This window comes from Microbacterium sp. IEGM 1404 (assembly GCF_030056775.1).
Lineage (GTDB): Bacteria > Actinomycetota > Actinomycetes > Actinomycetales > Microbacteriaceae > Microbacterium.
The window spans coordinates 833748-850442 of the sequence record NZ_JASHKP010000002.1; the positions used below are offsets into that span (position 1 = coordinate 833748).

At 71.7% G+C, this 16695-nt stretch carries 18 protein-coding genes; 6 read left to right on the forward strand and 12 right to left on the reverse strand.

Going from position 1 to position 16695, the window contains the following annotated elements:
* The first annotated feature begins 28 nt into the window (after window positions 1-28).
* Both QM517_RS09560 and QM517_RS09565 read left to right on the forward strand, forming a co-directional pair.
* Window positions 29-616 (forward strand): DUF6177 family protein, encoded by a 588-nt coding sequence (locus tag QM517_RS09560; protein ID WP_283287315.1) that lies wholly within the window; start codon window positions 29-31, stop codon window positions 614-616.
* A complete protein-coding gene (locus tag QM517_RS09565; RefSeq protein ID WP_283286985.1) occupies window positions 616-969 on the forward strand; it encodes a hypothetical protein in 354 nt (117 codons plus the stop codon). The genes QM517_RS09560 and QM517_RS09565 overlap by 1 nt, the downstream gene beginning before the upstream one ends.
* A 9-nt stretch (window positions 970-978) precedes the next feature.
* Here QM517_RS09565 and QM517_RS09570 read toward each other — a convergent pair whose 3' ends face one another.
* The 5 genes from QM517_RS09570 to menC are packed head-to-tail and all read right to left on the reverse strand — an operon-like array spanning window position 979 to window position 6601.
* Window positions 979-2028: a tetratricopeptide repeat protein gene (locus tag QM517_RS09570; RefSeq protein WP_283286986.1), complete on the reverse strand. Its 1050-nt coding sequence runs from the start codon at window positions 2026-2028 to the stop codon at window positions 979-981.
* 1 nt (window position 2029) lies between these two features.
* Window positions 2030-3319, reverse strand: a complete 1290-nt coding sequence (locus tag QM517_RS18655) for an ATP-binding protein (protein ID WP_283286987.1) — start codon at window positions 3317-3319, stop codon at window positions 2030-2032.
* A gap of 4 nt (window positions 3320-3323) precedes the next feature.
* Window positions 3324-4712, reverse strand: coding sequence for a glycine--tRNA ligase (locus QM517_RS09580; protein ID WP_077051303.1), 1389 nt, complete (start codon window positions 4710-4712; stop codon window positions 3324-3326).
* 57 nt (window positions 4713-4769) lie between these two features.
* Complete coding sequence (locus tag QM517_RS09585) at window positions 4770-5471, reverse strand: hypothetical protein (RefSeq protein ID WP_283286989.1); 702 nt, start codon at window positions 5469-5471, stop codon at window positions 4770-4772.
* Window positions 5468-6601, reverse strand: a complete 1134-nt coding sequence (menC, locus tag QM517_RS09590) for an o-succinylbenzoate synthase (protein ID WP_283286991.1) — start codon at window positions 6599-6601, stop codon at window positions 5468-5470. Before menC ends, QM517_RS09585 begins: the two co-directional genes overlap by 4 nt.
* A 153-nt stretch (window positions 6602-6754) precedes the next feature.
* On the opposite strand from menC, the gene QM517_RS09595 reads away from it, so the two are divergent.
* Window positions 6755-7564, forward strand: coding sequence for an SDR family oxidoreductase (locus QM517_RS09595; RefSeq protein ID WP_283286993.1), 810 nt, complete (start codon window positions 6755-6757; stop codon window positions 7562-7564).
* Between the two features lie 4 nt (window positions 7565-7568).
* On the forward strand, window positions 7569-7778 hold the full coding sequence (locus QM517_RS09600; RefSeq protein WP_077051299.1) for a multidrug transporter: 210 nt from the start codon (window positions 7569-7571) through the stop codon (window positions 7776-7778).
* 1 nt (window position 7779) lies between these two features.
* Here QM517_RS09600 and QM517_RS09605 read toward each other — a convergent pair whose 3' ends face one another.
* The gene (locus QM517_RS09605) at window positions 7780-8472 is read right to left on the reverse strand and encodes a GNAT family N-acetyltransferase (protein ID WP_283286996.1); all 693 of its coding nucleotides are present in this window, start codon (window positions 8470-8472) and stop codon (window positions 7780-7782) included.
* A 255-nt stretch (window positions 8473-8727) separates the two neighbouring features.
* Here QM517_RS09605 and QM517_RS09610 point away from each other — a divergent pair, with 255 nt between their 5' ends.
* Window positions 8728-9132: a hypothetical protein gene (locus QM517_RS09610; protein WP_283286998.1), complete on the forward strand. Its 405-nt coding sequence runs from the start codon at window positions 8728-8730 to the stop codon at window positions 9130-9132.
* 9 nt (window positions 9133-9141) lie between these two features.
* Here the strand turns inward: QM517_RS09610 and QM517_RS09615 are convergent, their stop codons facing one another.
* Window positions 9142-10458: an MFS transporter gene (locus QM517_RS09615; RefSeq protein WP_278102925.1), complete on the reverse strand. Its 1317-nt coding sequence runs from the start codon at window positions 10456-10458 to the stop codon at window positions 9142-9144.
* Window positions 10459-10616: 158 nt separating this feature from the next.
* On the opposite strand from QM517_RS09615, the gene purU reads away from it, so the two are divergent.
* Window positions 10617-11504, forward strand: a complete 888-nt coding sequence (gene purU / locus QM517_RS09620) for a formyltetrahydrofolate deformylase (protein ID WP_077051419.1) — start codon at window positions 10617-10619, stop codon at window positions 11502-11504.
* 166 nt (window positions 11505-11670) lie between these two features.
* Here purU and QM517_RS09625 read toward each other — a convergent pair whose 3' ends face one another.
* The 5 genes from QM517_RS09625 to QM517_RS09645 form a co-directional block, all read right to left on the reverse strand.
* On the reverse strand, window positions 11671-12558 hold the full coding sequence (locus QM517_RS09625) for an FHA domain-containing protein (protein WP_283287001.1): 888 nt from the start codon (window positions 12556-12558) through the stop codon (window positions 11671-11673).
* Window positions 12559-12572: 14 nt separating this feature from the next.
* Complete coding sequence (locus tag QM517_RS09630) at window positions 12573-12848, reverse strand: hypothetical protein (RefSeq protein WP_077051292.1); 276 nt, start codon at window positions 12846-12848, stop codon at window positions 12573-12575.
* 102 nt (window positions 12849-12950) lie between these two features.
* On the reverse strand, window positions 12951-13892 hold the full coding sequence (locus QM517_RS09635; protein WP_283287003.1) for a 3-hydroxyacyl-CoA dehydrogenase: 942 nt from the start codon (window positions 13890-13892) through the stop codon (window positions 12951-12953).
* A complete protein-coding gene (locus QM517_RS09640) occupies window positions 13889-15160 on the reverse strand; it encodes an iron-containing alcohol dehydrogenase (protein WP_283287005.1) in 1272 nt (423 codons plus the stop codon). Before QM517_RS09640 ends, QM517_RS09635 begins: the two co-directional genes overlap by 4 nt.
* Complete coding sequence (locus QM517_RS09645) at window positions 15157-16650, reverse strand: NAD-dependent succinate-semialdehyde dehydrogenase (RefSeq protein WP_283287007.1); 1494 nt, start codon at window positions 16648-16650, stop codon at window positions 15157-15159. The genes QM517_RS09640 and QM517_RS09645 overlap by 4 nt, the downstream gene beginning before the upstream one ends.
* Window positions 16651-16695: the final 45 nt, after the last annotated feature.

A 16695-nucleotide genomic window follows, 5' to 3' on the forward strand; every position in this document is an offset into this window, starting at 1 on the left:
CGGCCGCGCTGACCGGCCCGCTCGGTTCATGCACGAGGGCGGCGAAATCATCTGCATTGCTCCCTGTTTCGCGAGAACCCGGATGCCGAGCGACACCCGCCTCATCGCAATCGGGGATTCCGCGCGCCCCGTGGTCGCGACGCTTACCGCCCGCCGCACGGCGCGCGGGGTCGAGGAGGTGACCGAGGCGCTCGTCTCGCTCGGCAGCCTGGACGACCCGGCTACCGATGCGCGCGCCGACGCCGCGGTGGAGGCGCTCGACGAACTCGCCGTCGCCCCCTGGCCCCTCATGGCGGCGCTTTTCACGCGCCCCGGTCGTGCCGACCTGACGACCTCGGCGTTCGTCGCCCCCACGGCGAGACCGCTCGCGCTGTTGATCGGGGCTCCCGCGGTGCGCGACCTCGCGCTCGACCCGGCGACCTGGGGTCGGCGATTCGGCGCCCGCATCGCCGGCCGACCGCGCACGCCCGCGCTCGTGATCCCGCTGCGACGGTCGGAAGAGCCGGCCGAGACCGCGTGGAACCGGCTCGTCGAGATCACCGAGACCCTCGGGGTCGAGCGCGTCGCGGAACTGACGGGGTACCGCCTCGATGTCGACGAGTGGCGGAGCCGCTGATGCCTCACGAGTACGTCCTTCTCACGCCGCGGGTGATCGGCCTGCGCGAGGTCGCCCACGCCGTCGCCGCCACCGAACCGACGCTGACGTACCGCATGGACGCGGGCGGAATGCAGATCGTGCTCGTCGACGAGGATGTCGACGTGCTGACGATCGTGCACCGGGTCCCCGCCCGACAGGTCGAGGTCCGACGCCTCCTCGGCGACGACGCCCCGGCCGATGCGGAGCCGCGGTGGTGGGTCGATCTCGTCGCGCCGTGGGAGAGCGAGCAGCGCGCCGCGCGCGTGATCGCCGCCCTGGCCGCGGTCTCGGGTGGCGTTGCCCACGACCTCGCGCCCGACGGACGCGGCTGACGCCGCGCCTCAGCGAGGCGTCGGCATCCGCAATCCGTTGAGCTTCACCTCGTGGACGGTCCAGACCACCAGGGAGACCAGGGGCGCGAGTCCCAGAGGAGCGAGAAGGCCCGTCACCGCTGTCACGATGTAGCCGAGGAAGATGACGACGACGGTGGCGGCAGAGACGACTTCGATCCTCCGTCGCCGTGCGAACAGCCATACCGCGCGAGCCGTCGCACGATCACGGAGCGGCCCTAGCACGACCGCAGTCAGAACGCCGATGGCGAACGCGCCGATCGCGGCGGCCACGCGTGGACCGATCTGCCCGAGATACGGCTCGCTCAGACTCCCCAGCCCGAACCCGGCGGTGAGGACCGCGACGACGGCGACACAGCCGAGAAGTCGGCGTAGGAGCATCGCGACTGACAGCTGCGCCAGATAGGGCGGCAACCGTGCGAGCGGATTCTCGCGGAGCACCCGCAACGCGGTCGCCGCGGCCTCGGCTCGCCGCCCGGCCACCATCTGAGCGGTGGCGAGCAACTGCGTCGCGAGCGCATCGGTCGGGTCGATCCGGACCGCGTCCTGCGCGACGAGCAGCGCCTCACCGTACCGCCCAGGGTCACGCACCGCGATCGACCCTGCGGTGATCAGCGCCTGCAGGCGTTCCTCCGGAGACACCGCGGTCATCAGCCCGGCGTCGGCTTGTTCTCTCGCCTCCGCCAGCGCACCGCGCTCGCGGAGCACGCGGGCGAGCACGAGGCGGTGCTCCGACCGCGACGGTTCCAGGTTCACGGCCTCGACGGCCCAGGTCACCGCTTCATCGAGATCACGCGTCGCGATGATCTGTGCGAGTGCCGAGGCGGCTTCCGCCCGCAGTTCGGGGTGGGCAAGCGCCAGTCGCGCGTCGCGCTCGGCCGCCGCGAGATCTCCGAGCTCCACACGCACGTAGGACATGACGAGAAGGGCCGGCCCGTAGTCCGGATGCTGCGACAGCACGAGCTCGAGAATGAGCCGCGCTTTGTGCGGTTCCCCGAGAACGAGGTACCGCCGCGCTTCCGCGAGGGGATGGGATGCCATGTCAGATGCGGTGACGTTTGAGGTAGGTGCGCAGCTGGCCGAAGGTTCCGTCATCGACGCCGTACTCGAGCACCGGCTTGATCTGCTCGAACCACTCGCGGGTGGACGGGATGATGCGCGCGGCGGCGCGCTCCAGATCGGCCGTCCCGATCATCCGCGGCACGCCGCTGGCCACCGACTCCGTGAACGCGGTCTCGACGGCCTGATCGACGATGTACGCGATGTCGGCCCCGGAGAACTCGGTGGTGCGCCGCGCGAGATCGCCCGCGTCGACGGATGCCGCGGGCTTGTCGCGCAGAGCGATCTCGATGATCGCGCGCCGCGCAGGCTCGTCGGGCGGGAGCACGAGGACGGTGCGGTCGACGCGACCCGGGCGGCGCAGGGCGGGATCGATGTCCCACGGGCGGTTCGTCGCCGCGAGGATGTAGACGCCGTCGTTGTCGGCATCCACCCCGTCGAACTCCTCGAGGAGCTGACTGGTGAACATGCGCAACGACTGGGCCGAGGAACTGCCGGACGAACGTCGCCCGCCGATGGCGTCGAACTCGTCGATGAACACCACGCAGGGGCGGGCGGCACGTGCGGCCTCGAACAACGAGTGGATGGCCTGCTCGGTCTCGCCGAAGTGCGGCCGCACGATGTCGGCGAGCGTGGCGTGGACGAAGTTGGCATCCAACTCGCCGGCGATCGCGCGCGCGATGAAGGTCTTGCCGCATCCGGGCGGGCCGTACATCAACAGGCTGCCTCGCGGAGCCTTGCCGAACATGCGCGCCATCTCGGGATTGCGCATCGGCAGGAGGAACGAGCCGTTGATGTGGGCCTTGACCTCCTCGAGCCCGGCGACGTCGGCGAGCGTGACGGCGGGGCGCTCGACGTCCCACACCGGCTTCTCGTCGGGCTCGGCCTGCACCGGTACGCGCAGCGGGTCGCCCGGATCGGTCGCCGGGCGGACGGATGCCACGGGCGCGGGCGGGCCGGCGGGCGGCGGCGGGGCCGCGGGCACACCGGCAGGCGGCGCGGGCGGCTCCGGCGCGGAGGGTTCCGCGGACACCGGGGGCGCGGCATCCGGAACCTGACCCGCCCGCAGACGCGCCGCCGCCAGCCGCGCCCTCAGCACGAGCACGGTGGCCGCGTTCGCTCCGATCGATGAGAGCTGTTCGATCTCGGCCGCGGCCTCGTCGAGGCGGTCCTGCAGAAGCAGCTCGACGAGGTCGACGCGCAGACCGACGTTGCCCGGGTCGGCCTCGACGGCCGCCCGGATGATCTCGACGAAGTCCTCGGAGCCCGTCACGATCTCAGGCGCCGCGCAGGCGCTCGGAGAGGTAGGCGTGCAGGCCGTCGAGCGGGATGCGCTCCTGGCCCATCGTGTCGCGGTCGCGGACGGTCACGGCGTTGTCGTCGAGCGAGTCGAAGTCGATCGTGACGCAGTACGGCGTGCCGATCTCGTCCTGACGGCGGTAGCGGCGGCCGATCGCCCCGGCGTCGTCGAAGTCGACGTTCCAGCCGGCCGCGCGCAGAGTGTCGGCGACCTCGCGCGCCAGCGGCGACAGACGCTCGTTGCGCGACAGGGGGAGGACGGCGGCCTTCACGGGCGCGAGGCGCGGGTCGAGCTTCAGCACCGTGCGGGTGTCGGTGCCGCCCTTCGCGTTGGGCACCTCTTCCTCGCGGTACGCGTCGACGAGGAACGCCATCATCGCGCGCGTCAGACCGAACGACGGCTCGATGACGTACGGGGTGTACTTCTCACCCGAGGCCTGGTCGAAGTACGTGAGGCTCGAGCCCGAGGCATCCGAGTGGCTCTTCAGGTCGTAATCGGTGCGGTTCGCGACGCCCATGAGCTCGCCCCACTCCTTGCCCGGGAAGCCGAAGCGGTACTCGACGTCGATCGTGCCGGCGGAGTAGTGCGCGCGGTCGTCTTCGGGGACGTCGAACCGCTTCATGTTCTCGGGGTCGATCCCCAGGTCGACGAACCAGTTCCAGCACGCCTCGACCCAGTGCTCGAACCACTCCTGCGCCTCGGCCGGGGGCGTGAAGTACTCGATCTCCATCTGCTCGAACTCGCGCGTGCGGAAGATGAAGTTGCCGGGGGTGATCTCGTTGCGGAACGCCTTGCCCACCTGGCCGACGCCGAACGGGGGCTTGCGACGGGATGCCGTGAGCACGTTGGAGAAGTTCACGAAGATGCCCTGCGCGGTCTCGGGACGCAGGAAGTACAGGCCCGACTCGTCGTCGACGACGCCGAGGTACGTCTTCACGAGACCCGAGAACGCCTTCGGCTCGGTGTACTGCCCCTTCGTACCGCAGTTGGGGCACGGGATGTCGGCGAGGCCGTTCTCCGCCTTGCGGCCCTTGCGGGCCTCGAAGTCCTCGATGAGGTTGTCGGAGCGGAAGCGCTTGTGGCAGTGCAGGCACTCGACCAGCGGGTCGGTGAAGGTCGCGACGTGGCCCGACGCCTCCCAGACGCGCTTGGGCAGGATGATGCTCGAGTCGAGGCCCACCATGTCGCCGCGGCCGCGCACGAACGTCTGCCACCACTGGCGACGGATGTTCTCCTTCAGCTCGGTGCCGAGGGGGCCGTAGTCCCACGCCGAACGCGAACCGCCGTAGATCTCACCGGCCTGGAACACGAACCCGCGGTGGCGAGCGAGCGAGATGACCTTGTCGAGGCGGGACTGTTCGGCCACGGTGGCTCCAATGGTCGGGAAAGCTGTGGGTGCGAGCGCGAGTGCGCGGCATCCAGTTTATCGAAGCGATCCCGCCGCGCCGGGCCCGCCGTCTCGGGCGTCGTCGCGCTCGCGGATCCAGTTCTGCAGATAGGGCATCGCGACGTTCGTGGCGTGGGCGGCCAGGGTGGCGCGGGCGGCGTCCGAGAGGGAGCCGAGCGCCGGCGCTGCGGGGTCGACGACGTGCGCGATCGGATACGGGAAGCGGTTGCGGAACATGTCCATCCACAGCAGCACGAGATCGCCCTCGTGCGCGAGCATCGCGTGGCTGAACGAGCCGCGCTCGTGCCGCTCGATCTCCCACCCCTGCCGCGCGGGCCGCGCGGCGTAGTCGGGATCCCCGCCCCAGGACCACCCACCCCGACCACGGACGGGCACGCCGTAGCCGAAGCCGTCGAGCGCCGACGCGAGCGCCTCGGGCGTCCACGGGGCCGGGAAGAAGGTCGACAGGCTGACCCGCAGCGCCAGCGGCGACAGGTGCGTCGGAGCCTCGCCCGAGATCCGCGGGAGCTCCGCTTCGAGCGCGGCGGCCAGCGCGATCGTCGCGGCCGACGGCTCGCCCCGGTCGAGCAGCAGCAGGAACGTCTGGAGGGCACGAAGGTAGGTGCGGTGCTCCGCGGCATCCGCGAAGGGCGGGATCGGGATGCTCGCGACGGGCGCCCGCCCACAGGGCACGTCGTCGCGGTCGGTCTCCGAGAGTCCCGACCGCGCGCTGCTCATCGGGTGATCCGCTCGCGGTGCACGGTGAACTCCTCGAGCGCCGCCTCGTCGATCTCGACGCCGAGCCCCGGCCCCGTCGGGACGCGCACGTGCCCGTCCTCGATCACCGCGGGCTCGGTGACGATGTCACGGTCGTAGAAGCGGGCGGATGCCGAGATGTCACCGGGCAGCAGGAACCCGGGGAGAGCCGCGAGCGCCGCGTTGGCGGCCCGCCCGATGCCCGTCTCGAGCATGCCGCCGCACCACACGGGGACCCCGGCGGCGCGGCACCGGTCGTGGATCGCGAGGGCTTCGAGGTAGCCGCCGACGCGGCCGGCCTTGATGTTGATGATCGCCGCGGCACCGAGCTGCAGTGCGTCGGCCGCGGCCTTGTCCGACACGATCGACTCGTCCAGGCACACCGGTGTGGTCAGGCGCCGGGCGAGGGTCGCGTGGTCGACGAGGTCGTCCTCCTGCAGCGGCTGCTCGATGAGGAGGAGGTCGAAGGCGTCGAGGCCCTGGAGCGTGTCGGCATCCGCGAGGGTGTAGGCGGAGTTGGCATCCACCTGAAGAGGAATGCCGCCAAACGTCGCCCGCACGGCGGCGGTGTCGTCGATGTCGCGTCCGGGCTTGATCTTGATCTTGATGCGGACGTAGCCCTCGTCGAGGTACCCGCCGACGGTGTGGACGAGCGCGGCGGGATCGCGCTGGATGCCGACTGAGACGCCCGAGGGCACGCGGTCCTTCTCGGCGCCGAGGTACGCGCCGAAGCTCCGGCCCTCGGCGCGGAGCGCCACGTCGATCACGGCGAGCTCGAGTCCGGCCTTGGCCATGCGATGACCGACGACCGGGGCCAGGATGCCGGCGACCTCCTCCGGCGCGACCGTGCGGCGCTCGAGCAGGGCCGGCGCGAGGAAGCGGGTCAGGACATCCCACGCGCCCTGCGTGTACTCGCTGGAGTACGACGGCTCGGCCTGCGTGACCACCTCGCCCCACCCGCGCCCGTCGGGTGTCTCGGCGGTGACGACGATGACCTCGCGCACCGTCTCGGTGCCGAAGGACGTCGTGAACGGCGACACCAGCGGGATCTGCAGGACGCGAAGCTCCACGGCATCCAGGGCGACGGGGGTGGCGGGGGTGCGGGGCGGCATGAGGGCAGGGTATCGGGCGACCGCAGCCGTCCTCGACGAGACCCGGATGCCGCGGCACCGCCGGTTCTGCCGGAGTCCTGCCCGCCGTAACCCCTCGCACGCGGCGTGGCAAGGCCGGTGTCGGGGCCGAACCCGCCGCGTAGCGTCGCGGGCATGAGCGACTTCACTCCCCGCCACGCGATCGTCACCGGTTCGGACTCGGGCATCGGCGCGGCCACCGCGCTCGCGCTCGCCGAGGCCGGCCTCGACGTCGCCATCACGTACCACTCCGACAAGGACGGCGCCGAGGAGACGGCCGAGGGCGTGCGCGCCCGCGGCGGCCGCGCCGTCGTCTCGCAGTTCGACGCCACCGACTTCGGCTCGGTCCCCGGTGCGGTGAACGCCATGGCCGATGAGCTCGGCGGCCTCGACGTCTTCGTCAACAACGCCGGCGGTGGCATCGGCGGGCCCTTCCTCGACCTCGACCTCGACACGTGGCGCACCGACATCGCCCTGAACCTCGACGGCGCGTTCCTCGCCCTGCACACCGCAGCGAAGCGCATGGTCGCGGCCGGGAACGGCGGGCGACTCATCGCCGTGTCCAGCGTGCACGAGCACCAGCCGCGCGTCGGCTCGGCGCCGTACGTCGCGGCGAAGCACGGGCTCGGCGGCCTCATCAAGACGATGGCGCTCGAGCTCGGGCAGTACGGCATCACCGCGAACGCCGTCGCGCCGGGCGAGATCGCCACCCCCATCAACGACATGGATGCCGAGGATGCCGACCGCATCCACCGTCCCGGCATCCCCCTCGGTCGCCCAGGCAAGCCGGACGAGGTCGCCGACGTGATCCGGTTCCTCGCATCGCCGTCGGGCTCGTACGTGACGGGCGCGAGCTGGGTCGTGGATGGCGGCATGCTGCAGATGGGCCCGCAGGCGGGATCGCACATGGAGTCGGACGCGTGGCGTTCGGCCGGAAAGGAGTGACGCGATGAGCGACGAGAAGAGCTTCGAGGAGAACCGTCACGATCAGCTGACGAGCGCTCCGAAGGCGACGGAGGCCGACGCGGCCCCGCGCATCGACGTCACGAAGCACGACGGCGTCACCCGCATCGACGTGCGCGACGACGCCGCCGTTCGTCCGGGTCCCGGCCAGGGCGACCCCGCCGCGGAGAAGGACGTGCCCGTCTCGGGCGACTGACTCAGACGAGCAGGTACCCGCGGGCGTCGACGCCGCCGATGCGGAGACCGGATGCCAGGTGCCCCCGGAGCTCGTCGCGGACGCGGTACCGCCACTCGGCGGCTGCGGCCGGGTCGCTGCGGCGGAGCGCCTCGATGTCATCCGGGATCTCGACGACCGCCCGCACCGCATCGCCGGCGGGCGTGGGGGCGGGCGGCTCGGCCACGGCCCACGACACCATCAGCCGGTCGGACTCATCGCCGCGATTGACGTCGTCGGGCATCTCGCCGTACTGGTTCACCAGGTACTCGGTGGCGCTCGCGCCGAGGACGGCGAGGTTGAAGTGCGCGTTGCGGCGGATCAACGGGTCGAACGTCCAGGTGATGCGGCCGATCGCGCGCTCGAGCGCCCACTCGCGCTGGTGCACCTTGAGCTGACGCCCGAGACCGCGCCCCTGATACCCGGGCAGGATGCCGGTGATGTGGGAGTGCATCGTGCGCTCCGCTGGCGGTCCGAAGAACGCCGCGGACGCCCCGATCATCCGGTCACCGTCGTACAGGCCGACGACGTAGTTGCCGGAGTGCTCGAGCGCCCGCAGGATGTTCGCCGGCATCGTCGCGCGATCACCGACCCAGACGTCGTCGAACAGCTGCGCCCCGGCGACGATGGCCTCGAGGGTGTCGAGCGGGCGGATGTCGATGCCGGACGTGCTCATGGTCCGAGTCTGGCATCCGCCGCCCGCGCGTGCCTCGCCCCGTTTGCCCACGGAACACGCAGCACCCCCTCGTCCCACTTCTGGCGGATCATGTCCCCCTTCTTGCTGCTCCCGCACGCCGAAACCCGCATGAAGTGGGACGAGGATGCCGCGCCGAGCCACGCGGGATCGCACCGCGGCGTGACGAAGCACCCGCGCACACCGTCCTATCCGTGAAGCCCCGGATCGCCCGGGCCCGGACGAGAGGACGACACGATGAGAGCCGGACGCATCACGACCGCCCGCCGACCACGCGGAGTCCTCGTGACGGCGGGGATCGGGACCGTTCTCGTCGTCGTGATCGCGGCGGGACTGTTCCTGCCGCTCGTGGGGTTCCTCGCCGGGGCCACCGCATCCACGGTCGGGCTCGTCCCCTTCCCGGCGGCGAGCGTGACCCTCGTGGCACTGGCCGGGGTCGTCGTCTGCGCGGGACTCCTCCTCGCTGCCCTGACCCGCCGCCGCACCGCGACCGCGATCGTGTGGACCGTCCCGGCCGTGGTGGTCGCACTGGCGGTGACGGCGTTCCCGCTGGTCGCCGTGGCCACCGGGTCTGCGGAACGCGCGTCCGACCTGGCGCCCATCGTCGGCGACCTGTGGGGCCGCCTCACCGGGCAGGGCTGAGCGGGCGGGTCAGCGCGGGGGCATCCCGCCGACGTGACGGATCGTGCGACCGCGCTCGACGACGATCGCGATGCCCCCGAGCAGCCACAGCGGCACCTGGGTGAGGAACGCCAGGCGGAAGGCATCCAGAGAGTAGGTGTCGGGGGTGCCCGCGCCCTGCACGTCCATCGCGATACCGATGAAGAGGATCGCGAGGAGCGCGGCGAGGAAGCCGCCGCCGTTCACGATGCCGGTCGCGGTGCTCAGGCGGTGGCTGGGCGTGAAGGTGCGCGCGTGGTCGAACGCGATCATCGACGCCGGGCCACCGGTCGCGAGCGCGAACATCAGCACGATCAGCAGCCACAGGGGCGCCGGTCCCGGCCAGGCCGCGACGACGATCCAGACGAGCGCCTGGAACACCACGGTGGGCAGCACGAGCCAGCGCGACCGGCGACGCGGATGCCGGCTGGACAGGGCTCCGATCACCGGCCCGCTCACGATGCCGAACAGCACGAAGAGCGTCATGATGCCGGACGCGGTCGCGGGAGGCAGCCCCTCACCGGCGGTGAGGAAGGGGAAGCCCCACAGCAGCATGAACGCCGTGCCGGCGAAGGGCGTGGCGAAGTGCGACCAGAATCCGAGACGGGTGCCGGGGTGCGCCCACGACTCCCGGAAACCCTGCCGCAGATCGGCTGCCGAGGTGACGACGCGGATCGTGCCGGTCTGGGTGTCGACCGACGTGTCGACCGCATCGTCGCGCCGTTCGGGCGGACGGTTGCGGATGATCGCGTACGTGAGGACGGCGAACAGCACGCCGAGCCCCGCGACGCTGCCGAAGGCGACGCTCCAGCTCGTCGCGTGCAGGAGCGCGGCGAGCGGCACCACGGCGACGATCTGGCCGAGCTGACCGATGATCCCCGTCAGCTGCACGAGCACCGGCGCACGTTGCGCCGGGAACCACGTCGCGATCACGCGCAGGACGCTCGGGAAGATCATCGCGTCGCCCGCGCCGATGAGGACGCGGGCGAGGATGCCGATCCCCACCGCGTCCGCGAACGCCATGACCAACTGGCCCGCCGCCATGAGCAGCATGCCGATCGCGATCATCGGTCGTGCGCCGAAGCGGTCGAGCAGCAGTCCGACGGGGATCTGCATCGCGCCGTAGACGAACAGCTGGATCACCGCGAACATCGACAGCGCCGACGCGTCGGCCTGGAACCGGGTGGCGGCATCCACGCCCACCGCCGACAGCGACGTGCGGTTGACGATCGACACGACGTAGGCGAGGACGCCCACGCCCCACAGCGTCCACGTCCGCCAGCCGGGGCGTTCGAGGCTGCTGATCACGGTGGTTCCTGGGAGAAGAGGGGAGGGGATGCCGCACACAGCGGCATCCACCAGGCTAGTCGCGGGCGCCGACACCGCGGTCCGCGCGGCCGCGCGCGAGTCGGCTGAGGGCGGAGGCGGTGGTCATCGCCGTCACCGGGGCACGGCAGAATGGTCCGATGGTCTCCGCGAGCCCCCACCTGCAGCCCGATCACGCGTGCCTCATCGTCCACGGCAGCGACACCCCCGGCATCATCGCCGCGGTCTCGGCTCTCATCGCCCGTCAGGGCGGCAACATCGTCGCCTTCGACCAGTACTCCGACGGCACGCGCGGTGGGGCGTACTTCCAGCGCGTGGTGTTCCACCGCCCCGACCTCGCGGCATCCCTGCCCGAGATCCAGGCGGATCTCCACCGCACGCTCCGCGACGGGTTCGAGCTCGAGTGGAAGCTCACCGACCTCGCCACCCCGAAGCGCATGGCGATCCTCGCGTCCAAGCAGGACCACTGCCTGCTCGACCTGCTGTGGCGCCACCGCCGCGGCGACCTGCCCGTGAGCATCCCCATGGTCGTGTCCAACCACACGACCTCGGCGGAGGACGTCCGCTCGTTCGGCGTGCCGTTCTTCCACGTCCCCTCGACCCCCGGCCCCGACAAGTCGGCATCCGAGGCCCGCATCCTCGAGCTGCTCGTCGGCAACGTCGACTTCGTCGTGCTCGCGCGGTACATGCAGATCCTCTCGCCCGACTTCCTCGAGAAGATCGGGGTGCCGGTGATCAACATCCACCACTCCTTCCTGCCCGCCTTCATCGGCGCGGAGCCGTACAAGAAGGCCAAGGAACGCGGCGTCAAGCTCATCGGCGCGACCTCGCACTACGTCACCGGCGACCTCGACGAGGGTCCGATCATCGAGCAGGACACGATCCGCGTCACCCACGCCGACTCGGCCGCCGAGCTCGCGCGCCGCGGTGCCGACGTCGAGCGTCAGGTGCTCTCGCGAGCCGTGCTGTGGCACGCCGAGGACCGCATCATCCGCAGCGGCAACCACACCATCGTCTTCACGTCCTGAGGCCGGGCGCCCGCAGCTGGGCACGGCGTCCGGCGTCGGCGAACGGCGTCACACACCGAGACTGCATGCGCGTGACATCTGCATTGCAGCCTGCAGTGGGGTTGTCACGCGGATGCAGTCTCGCGGCCGGGGCGACGCGGCCCCGGCGCGGCGTGCGCGGGTCGACTCAGTCGGGGTCGGATGCCGCGGCCAGGGGGCCCGTGCCTCCCCGCGGCGGTTGCTTGCGCTGACGCGCGAGCTCGCCGCCGACACGACCGCCGTACGGACGGCCGTGATCGGCCCACTCCGCGCGGAAGTACGCCAGGCGCCAGTCGCCGAGCTCGATCCGCGCGCCCGTGCGCAGGATGCGGCCGTTACCGCGACGACCCTCGACCGCGGCACCGCCGCCGCCGACGACGTCGAATCCGTACAAGACGTACTCGTCGTCGCCCTCGTGCCGGATCTCGGCGTGGACGGGCGCGAGGCCGGGCAGACGCAGGTCGGCCTCGTCGCCGGACCCGATCACGGTCTTCGTCGGGAGCAGGTCGAACTCGCGCGGGCGCGACCCGTCCCACGATGACGAGCCGACGGCGAAGATCAGGCGCGGCCGGCCCGACCCGGGGGTGTAGTGCGTCGTCGTGATCCGGCGCGGAACGAACCGGTTGACGGTCGGCACGAGCGGCAGCGGCGTCCCCGGCGGCACCGGGAACGTGAGCGCCTGGCCCCCGTTGCGGCGGGTGAGCAACGGCGCCAACGCCGCGACGGAGCCGAGCCGGATGTGCGGCGAGCCGGTCACGACCCGCTGCAGCAAGCTGCTCTTGACCTCGCCCAGGTGCAGAATCGGGCCGTCCGGCCCCTCCACGCGCACCGAGATTCCGCGCGCGGCGAGCGCGTCGGCGACCGTGGAGAGCTCGCCGAGGGTTCGGCGACCGTTGCCGGGCAGCCGCGACGGGTCGCTGATGGTCACGCGCACCTCGGAACCCGCGGCGGTGATCGTTCCCTCGAACGGGGGGAGCGCGGCATCCGTCCCCGTCTCCTCCTCGGAGAAGGCCAGGTCGATGTCGAGGCGCACCATGACGGCGCCCGCTCTCAGTTGCCGCGGTACGGGTCGGAGCCCGGCGCGGTGTCGTCGCTCGTGGTGACGCGGAGGGTGCCGTTGAGCTTCCACGTCGCGCGGGGGGCGTCGGGGCCGATGTCGCGGGGCACCTCGACGGTCATGTCGACGAACGAGTAGTTGACCGCGGCGCCGCGGCCGGTGAGGTACGACCACATCTCGCGACCGAGGTCGGTCCAATCGGTGATCGAGTGCCCCTCGGGGCCGGCGGAGTCGGCGAACGGGTCGGTGGATGCGGTGGTGTCGGACATCGTCCCAGTCCTTTCTGGTGTTCGGGGCACCAGATTCCCACCGGGCCGCATTGCGCACGGAGGGATTGCGTTCCGGGGCGAGTTGCGGGATAACCCGCCGTCTCAGTGCACCGCGTCCCAGAGCGGCGTCAGCGCCATGAGCTGGGCGTCGCGCCAGCGCACACGGGCGTCCCAGTCCTCGAGGGGCAGTGCCGCGCGACGCTCCGCGGCGACGCGGGCGACGAGGTCGGGCGTCCACGGGTCGTGCTGTCCGCGCTCGGCGCCCATGCGGGCGTACGACTCCCCCATCCGCTCGGCGTGGGCGGTGATGCCGCCGCGCACGTTGAGGTCGCTCGTCTCGAACGGGCCGATGATGCTCCACCGGCGGCCCAGGCCGCTGCGGACGACCTCGTCGACGTCGGCGGCATCCACGATCCCGTCCCGCACCAGGCAGTAGGCCTCGCGCAGCAGCGCGCCCTGCAGCCGGTTGAACACGAAGCCCTCGATCTCACGCCGCAACACGACCGGACGCAGCCCCACGGAGCGGTAGATCGCGGCGGCCCGATCGACGGTTCCGGATGCCGCGACGGGGGCGGGGACGACCTCGATCACGGGCAGCAGGTACGGGGGGTTGCCTGGATGCCCCACGACCACGCGCGCGGCGACGTCGGGCGCGAGGCCCTCGGCGAGCACCGAGGGAGCGATCGCCGACGTCGAGCTTGCGAGGACGGCGTCCTGCGGAGCGACCGCCGCGAACCGCGCCAGCACGTCGCGCTTGAGGTCGGCCCGTTCGGGGGCGCACTCCTGCACGAGCTCCGCGTCGCGCGCGGCCGCCGCGGCATCCGTGTGCCATCCGATCCGCGCCGCGACGACGGGCGGCTCCTCGCCGAGGAGGCCCGCGTCGGCGAGAAGGCGCAGCCGCGCGTCGATGTCGGCGCGACCCCGGTCGAGCGCGGCGTCGTCGATGTCGTAGACCTCGGCCGTGCGGCCGGCCCGGGCGAACAGCACCGCGAAGGCGACGCCGATCGCCCCCGAGCCGACGATGGCGATCGGGCGGGTGCTCACTCGCCCCACCAGTCGTGGTCGGCGGCATGTCCGCGACGCAGGATCTCGAGCACGGCCTCCCGGGTCAGCTCGCGCGGGTTGTTCGCGGTGAGCCGCGTCGCGAGCATCGCCTGGTCGGCGACGAAGCCGAAGTCCTCCGGCGAGAGCCCGAGCGTGGCGAGGTCGGTCGGGGCGCCCACCGCTTCCAGCAGGCGCTCGACCGCCCGGATGCCGTCCCTCGCCTGCACCTCGTCGCTCGCGGACGCGTCCCCCGCACCGAGGAGGCGCGCGATCTCGGCGAACTCCGCGACGCGGGCCGGCAGGTTGTACCGCATGACCCAGGGCAGCAGCGCGGCCACTCCGAATCCGTGGGGCGTGTGGGTGAGGTTGCCGATGGGCGACTGGATGGCGTGCGCCCCGGCTGTGCCCGCGGTGTTGATCGCCATGCCCGCGCAGTAGGAGGCGAACATCGTGTCGGTGCGGGCGGAGAGATCGGACGGATCCGCGGCGACGGCCGGCAGGGAGCGGCCCAGCAGCGACAGTCCCTGTCGCGCGTAGACGTCGGTGAGGACGTTCTTGCCCGCGTAGAGCTTGGTCGCGATCTCTTCCGACGTCGGGTTCTTCGCACGTCCGGTGAACGCTTCGACGAGATGCGAGAGGGCGTCGGCACCGGTCGCGGCGGTGAGCCCGGGCGGGCAGGTCAGTGTCAGCTCGGGATCGATGACGGCCACCGTGGCCTCGAGGTGGGGACTCGCGACGCCGACCTTCATTCCGCGCTCGCCGTCGAAGACGACGGAGATGCAGGTGACCTCCGCGCCCGTCCCGCCCGTGGTCGGCACGGTCACGACCGGGACGCCGGGCCCCGGGACGAGGAACTCGCCGTAGTAGTCGCGCACGTCGCCGCCGTTGGCGAGCACGACGGCGGACACCTTTGCGAGGTCGAGACACGATCCGCCGCCGATCCCGACGATGACGTCGATCGGCAGGTCGCGGAAGCTCTCGGCGACCTCCATCACGTTCTCGCGCGGCAGCTCGGGCTCGGTGCGGTCGAACACCTCGACCTCGACGCCCGCGGCACGCAATCCCTCCGCGATCTCGCGGAACTCGGCACTGGATGCCATCCGCTCGTCGGTGACGAGGAGGGCGTGCCGACCGATCTCGCCGACCACGTGCGGCAGCTGACGCCGCTGGCCGGGACCGAACAGGACCGAGCGCGGCTGCCGGAGCAGTCCGAGCGCGAGATCGTTGTCGGTGCGCACGGGCGCGGGCAGGACGGGGGTGTCGCTCACGAGAGGGCTCCTTCTTCGTCGACGGTGACGGCCAGGTACTTCGGCTCGAGGAATTCGTAGATGCCGTCCTGCCCGCCTTCTCGGCCCAGGCCGGACGCCTTCACGCCGCCGAACGCGGCAGCGGGATCGGCCATGATCCCGCGGTTGATGCCCACCATGCCGAAGTCGAGCCGCTCGGCGACGGCGAACGCCCGGGACAGGTCGCGCGTGAACACGTACGCGGCCAGACCATACCGGGTGTCGTTGGCGAAGCGGATGGCATCCGCGGTGCTCTCTGCGCGGTAGATCGCGGCGATCGGGGCGAACAGCTCGCGGTGGCAGACGTCGCTCTCGCGGTCGTGCACCTCGAAGACGGTGGGTTCGAAGAAGTAGCCGTCGCCGTCGATCGCCCGACCGCCCGCGAGCAGGGTCGCGTCGATCCGCTCGAACTCCGCGACCAGGTCGGCCACGCCGTCGCGCTGGCGGGCCGAGATGATGGGGCCGACGTCGGTCCCCGCCTCGAATCCGCTGCCGACCCGCAGCGCCTTCGCGAGGGCCACGAACCGTTCGATGAACGCGTCGGCGACCTTCTCGTGCACGATGATCCGGTTCGCGGCGACGCACGCCTGCCCGGCGTTGCGGAACTTCGCCACGATCGCCTGCGCGGCCGCGGCCTCGACGTCGGCGTCGTCGAGCACCACGAACGGGCCGTCGCCGCCGAGTTCCATCGAGGCGTTGACGATGCCGGGGGCTGCCTGCCGAAGCAGGGTCGAGCCGACCTCGGTCGAGCCGGTGAAGCTCACCTTCCGAAGCCGCGGGTCGGCCATCACTTCGGCCGAGATCGTCGACGACGACGTCGTGTGCACGAGGTTGACGACCCCGGGCGGGAAGCCGGCCTCGGTCAGCACCGAGACGAACAGCGCGCACGTGAGCGGCGTCTCGCGCGCGGTCTTCACGACGGTCGTGCACCCGGCGGCGAGCGCCGCACCGGCCTTGCGCGCGATCATCAGCAGCGGGAAGTTCCACGGCGTGATCAGCAGCGTCGGACCCACCGGCTGGTGGGTCGTGACGATGCGGTACCCGCCGCGCGATCCGTGGGCGAACGAGCCATGGAGGTGCGCGATCTGCTCGGTGTACCAGAGGAAGAAGTCGGCGCTGAGCTGGAACTCCGCCCGCGACTCGGCGAGGGGCTTGCCGCTCTCGAGCGTCATGATCTCGGCGATCGCGTCCCCCCGCTCGAGGAGCAGCCGGTGCGCGCGGGAGAACAGGTCGGCCCGGTCGCGCGGGGGGACGGCGGCCCACGCGGCTTGCGCGGCGGCCGCGGCATCCAGGGCCGCCTTCCCGTCCGCGGCGGTGCCGTCGGCGACGCGCGCGATCTCGATTCCGGATGCCGGGTCGTAGACGGCGAAGTCTCCGTCACCCGCGCGCCACTCGCCGTCGATGAACAGGTCGAGGGGCACGGAGTGCCCGCGCAGGGTCGCCGTTCGCGACGGCGGAGCGAGAGTGGTCATCGTTGATCCTTTCCGGAATCGTCATCTCGTATTACGGTAATAGCG

Excerpts from the sequence above, each read along its gene's own strand:
- QM517_RS09560 (WP_283287315.1), top strand. The coding sequence starts at position 29 with ATGCACGAGGGCGGCGAAATCATCTGCATTGCTCCCTGTTTCGCGAGA.
- QM517_RS09565 (WP_283286985.1), top strand. The coding sequence starts at position 616 with ATGCCTCACGAGTACGTCCTTCTCACGCCGCGGGTGATCGGCCTGCGC.
- QM517_RS09570 (WP_283286986.1), bottom strand. The coding sequence starts at position 2,028 with ATGGCATCCCATCCCCTCGCGGAAGCGCGGCGGTACCTCGTTCTCGGG.
- QM517_RS09585 (WP_283286989.1), bottom strand. The coding sequence starts at position 5,471 with ATGAGCAGCGCGCGGTCGGGACTCTCGGAGACCGACCGCGACGACGTG.
- menC (WP_283286991.1), bottom strand. The coding sequence starts at position 6,601 with ATGCCGCCCCGCACCCCCGCCACCCCCGTCGCCCTGGATGCCGTGGAG.
- QM517_RS09595 (WP_283286993.1), top strand. The coding sequence starts at position 6,755 with ATGAGCGACTTCACTCCCCGCCACGCGATCGTCACCGGTTCGGACTCG.
- QM517_RS09600 (WP_077051299.1), top strand. The coding sequence starts at position 7,569 with ATGAGCGACGAGAAGAGCTTCGAGGAGAACCGTCACGATCAGCTGACG.
- QM517_RS09605 (WP_283286996.1), bottom strand. The coding sequence starts at position 8,472 with ATGAGCACGTCCGGCATCGACATCCGCCCGCTCGACACCCTCGAGGCC.
- QM517_RS09610 (WP_283286998.1), top strand. The coding sequence starts at position 8,728 with ATGAGAGCCGGACGCATCACGACCGCCCGCCGACCACGCGGAGTCCTC.
- purU (WP_077051419.1), top strand. The coding sequence starts at position 10,617 with ATGGTCTCCGCGAGCCCCCACCTGCAGCCCGATCACGCGTGCCTCATC.
- QM517_RS09625 (WP_283287001.1), bottom strand. The coding sequence starts at position 12,558 with ATGGTGCGCCTCGACATCGACCTGGCCTTCTCCGAGGAGGAGACGGGG.
- QM517_RS09630 (WP_077051292.1), bottom strand. The coding sequence starts at position 12,848 with ATGTCCGACACCACCGCATCCACCGACCCGTTCGCCGACTCCGCCGGC.
- QM517_RS09645 (WP_283287007.1), bottom strand. The coding sequence starts at position 16,650 with ATGACCACTCTCGCTCCGCCGTCGCGAACGGCGACCCTGCGCGGGCAC.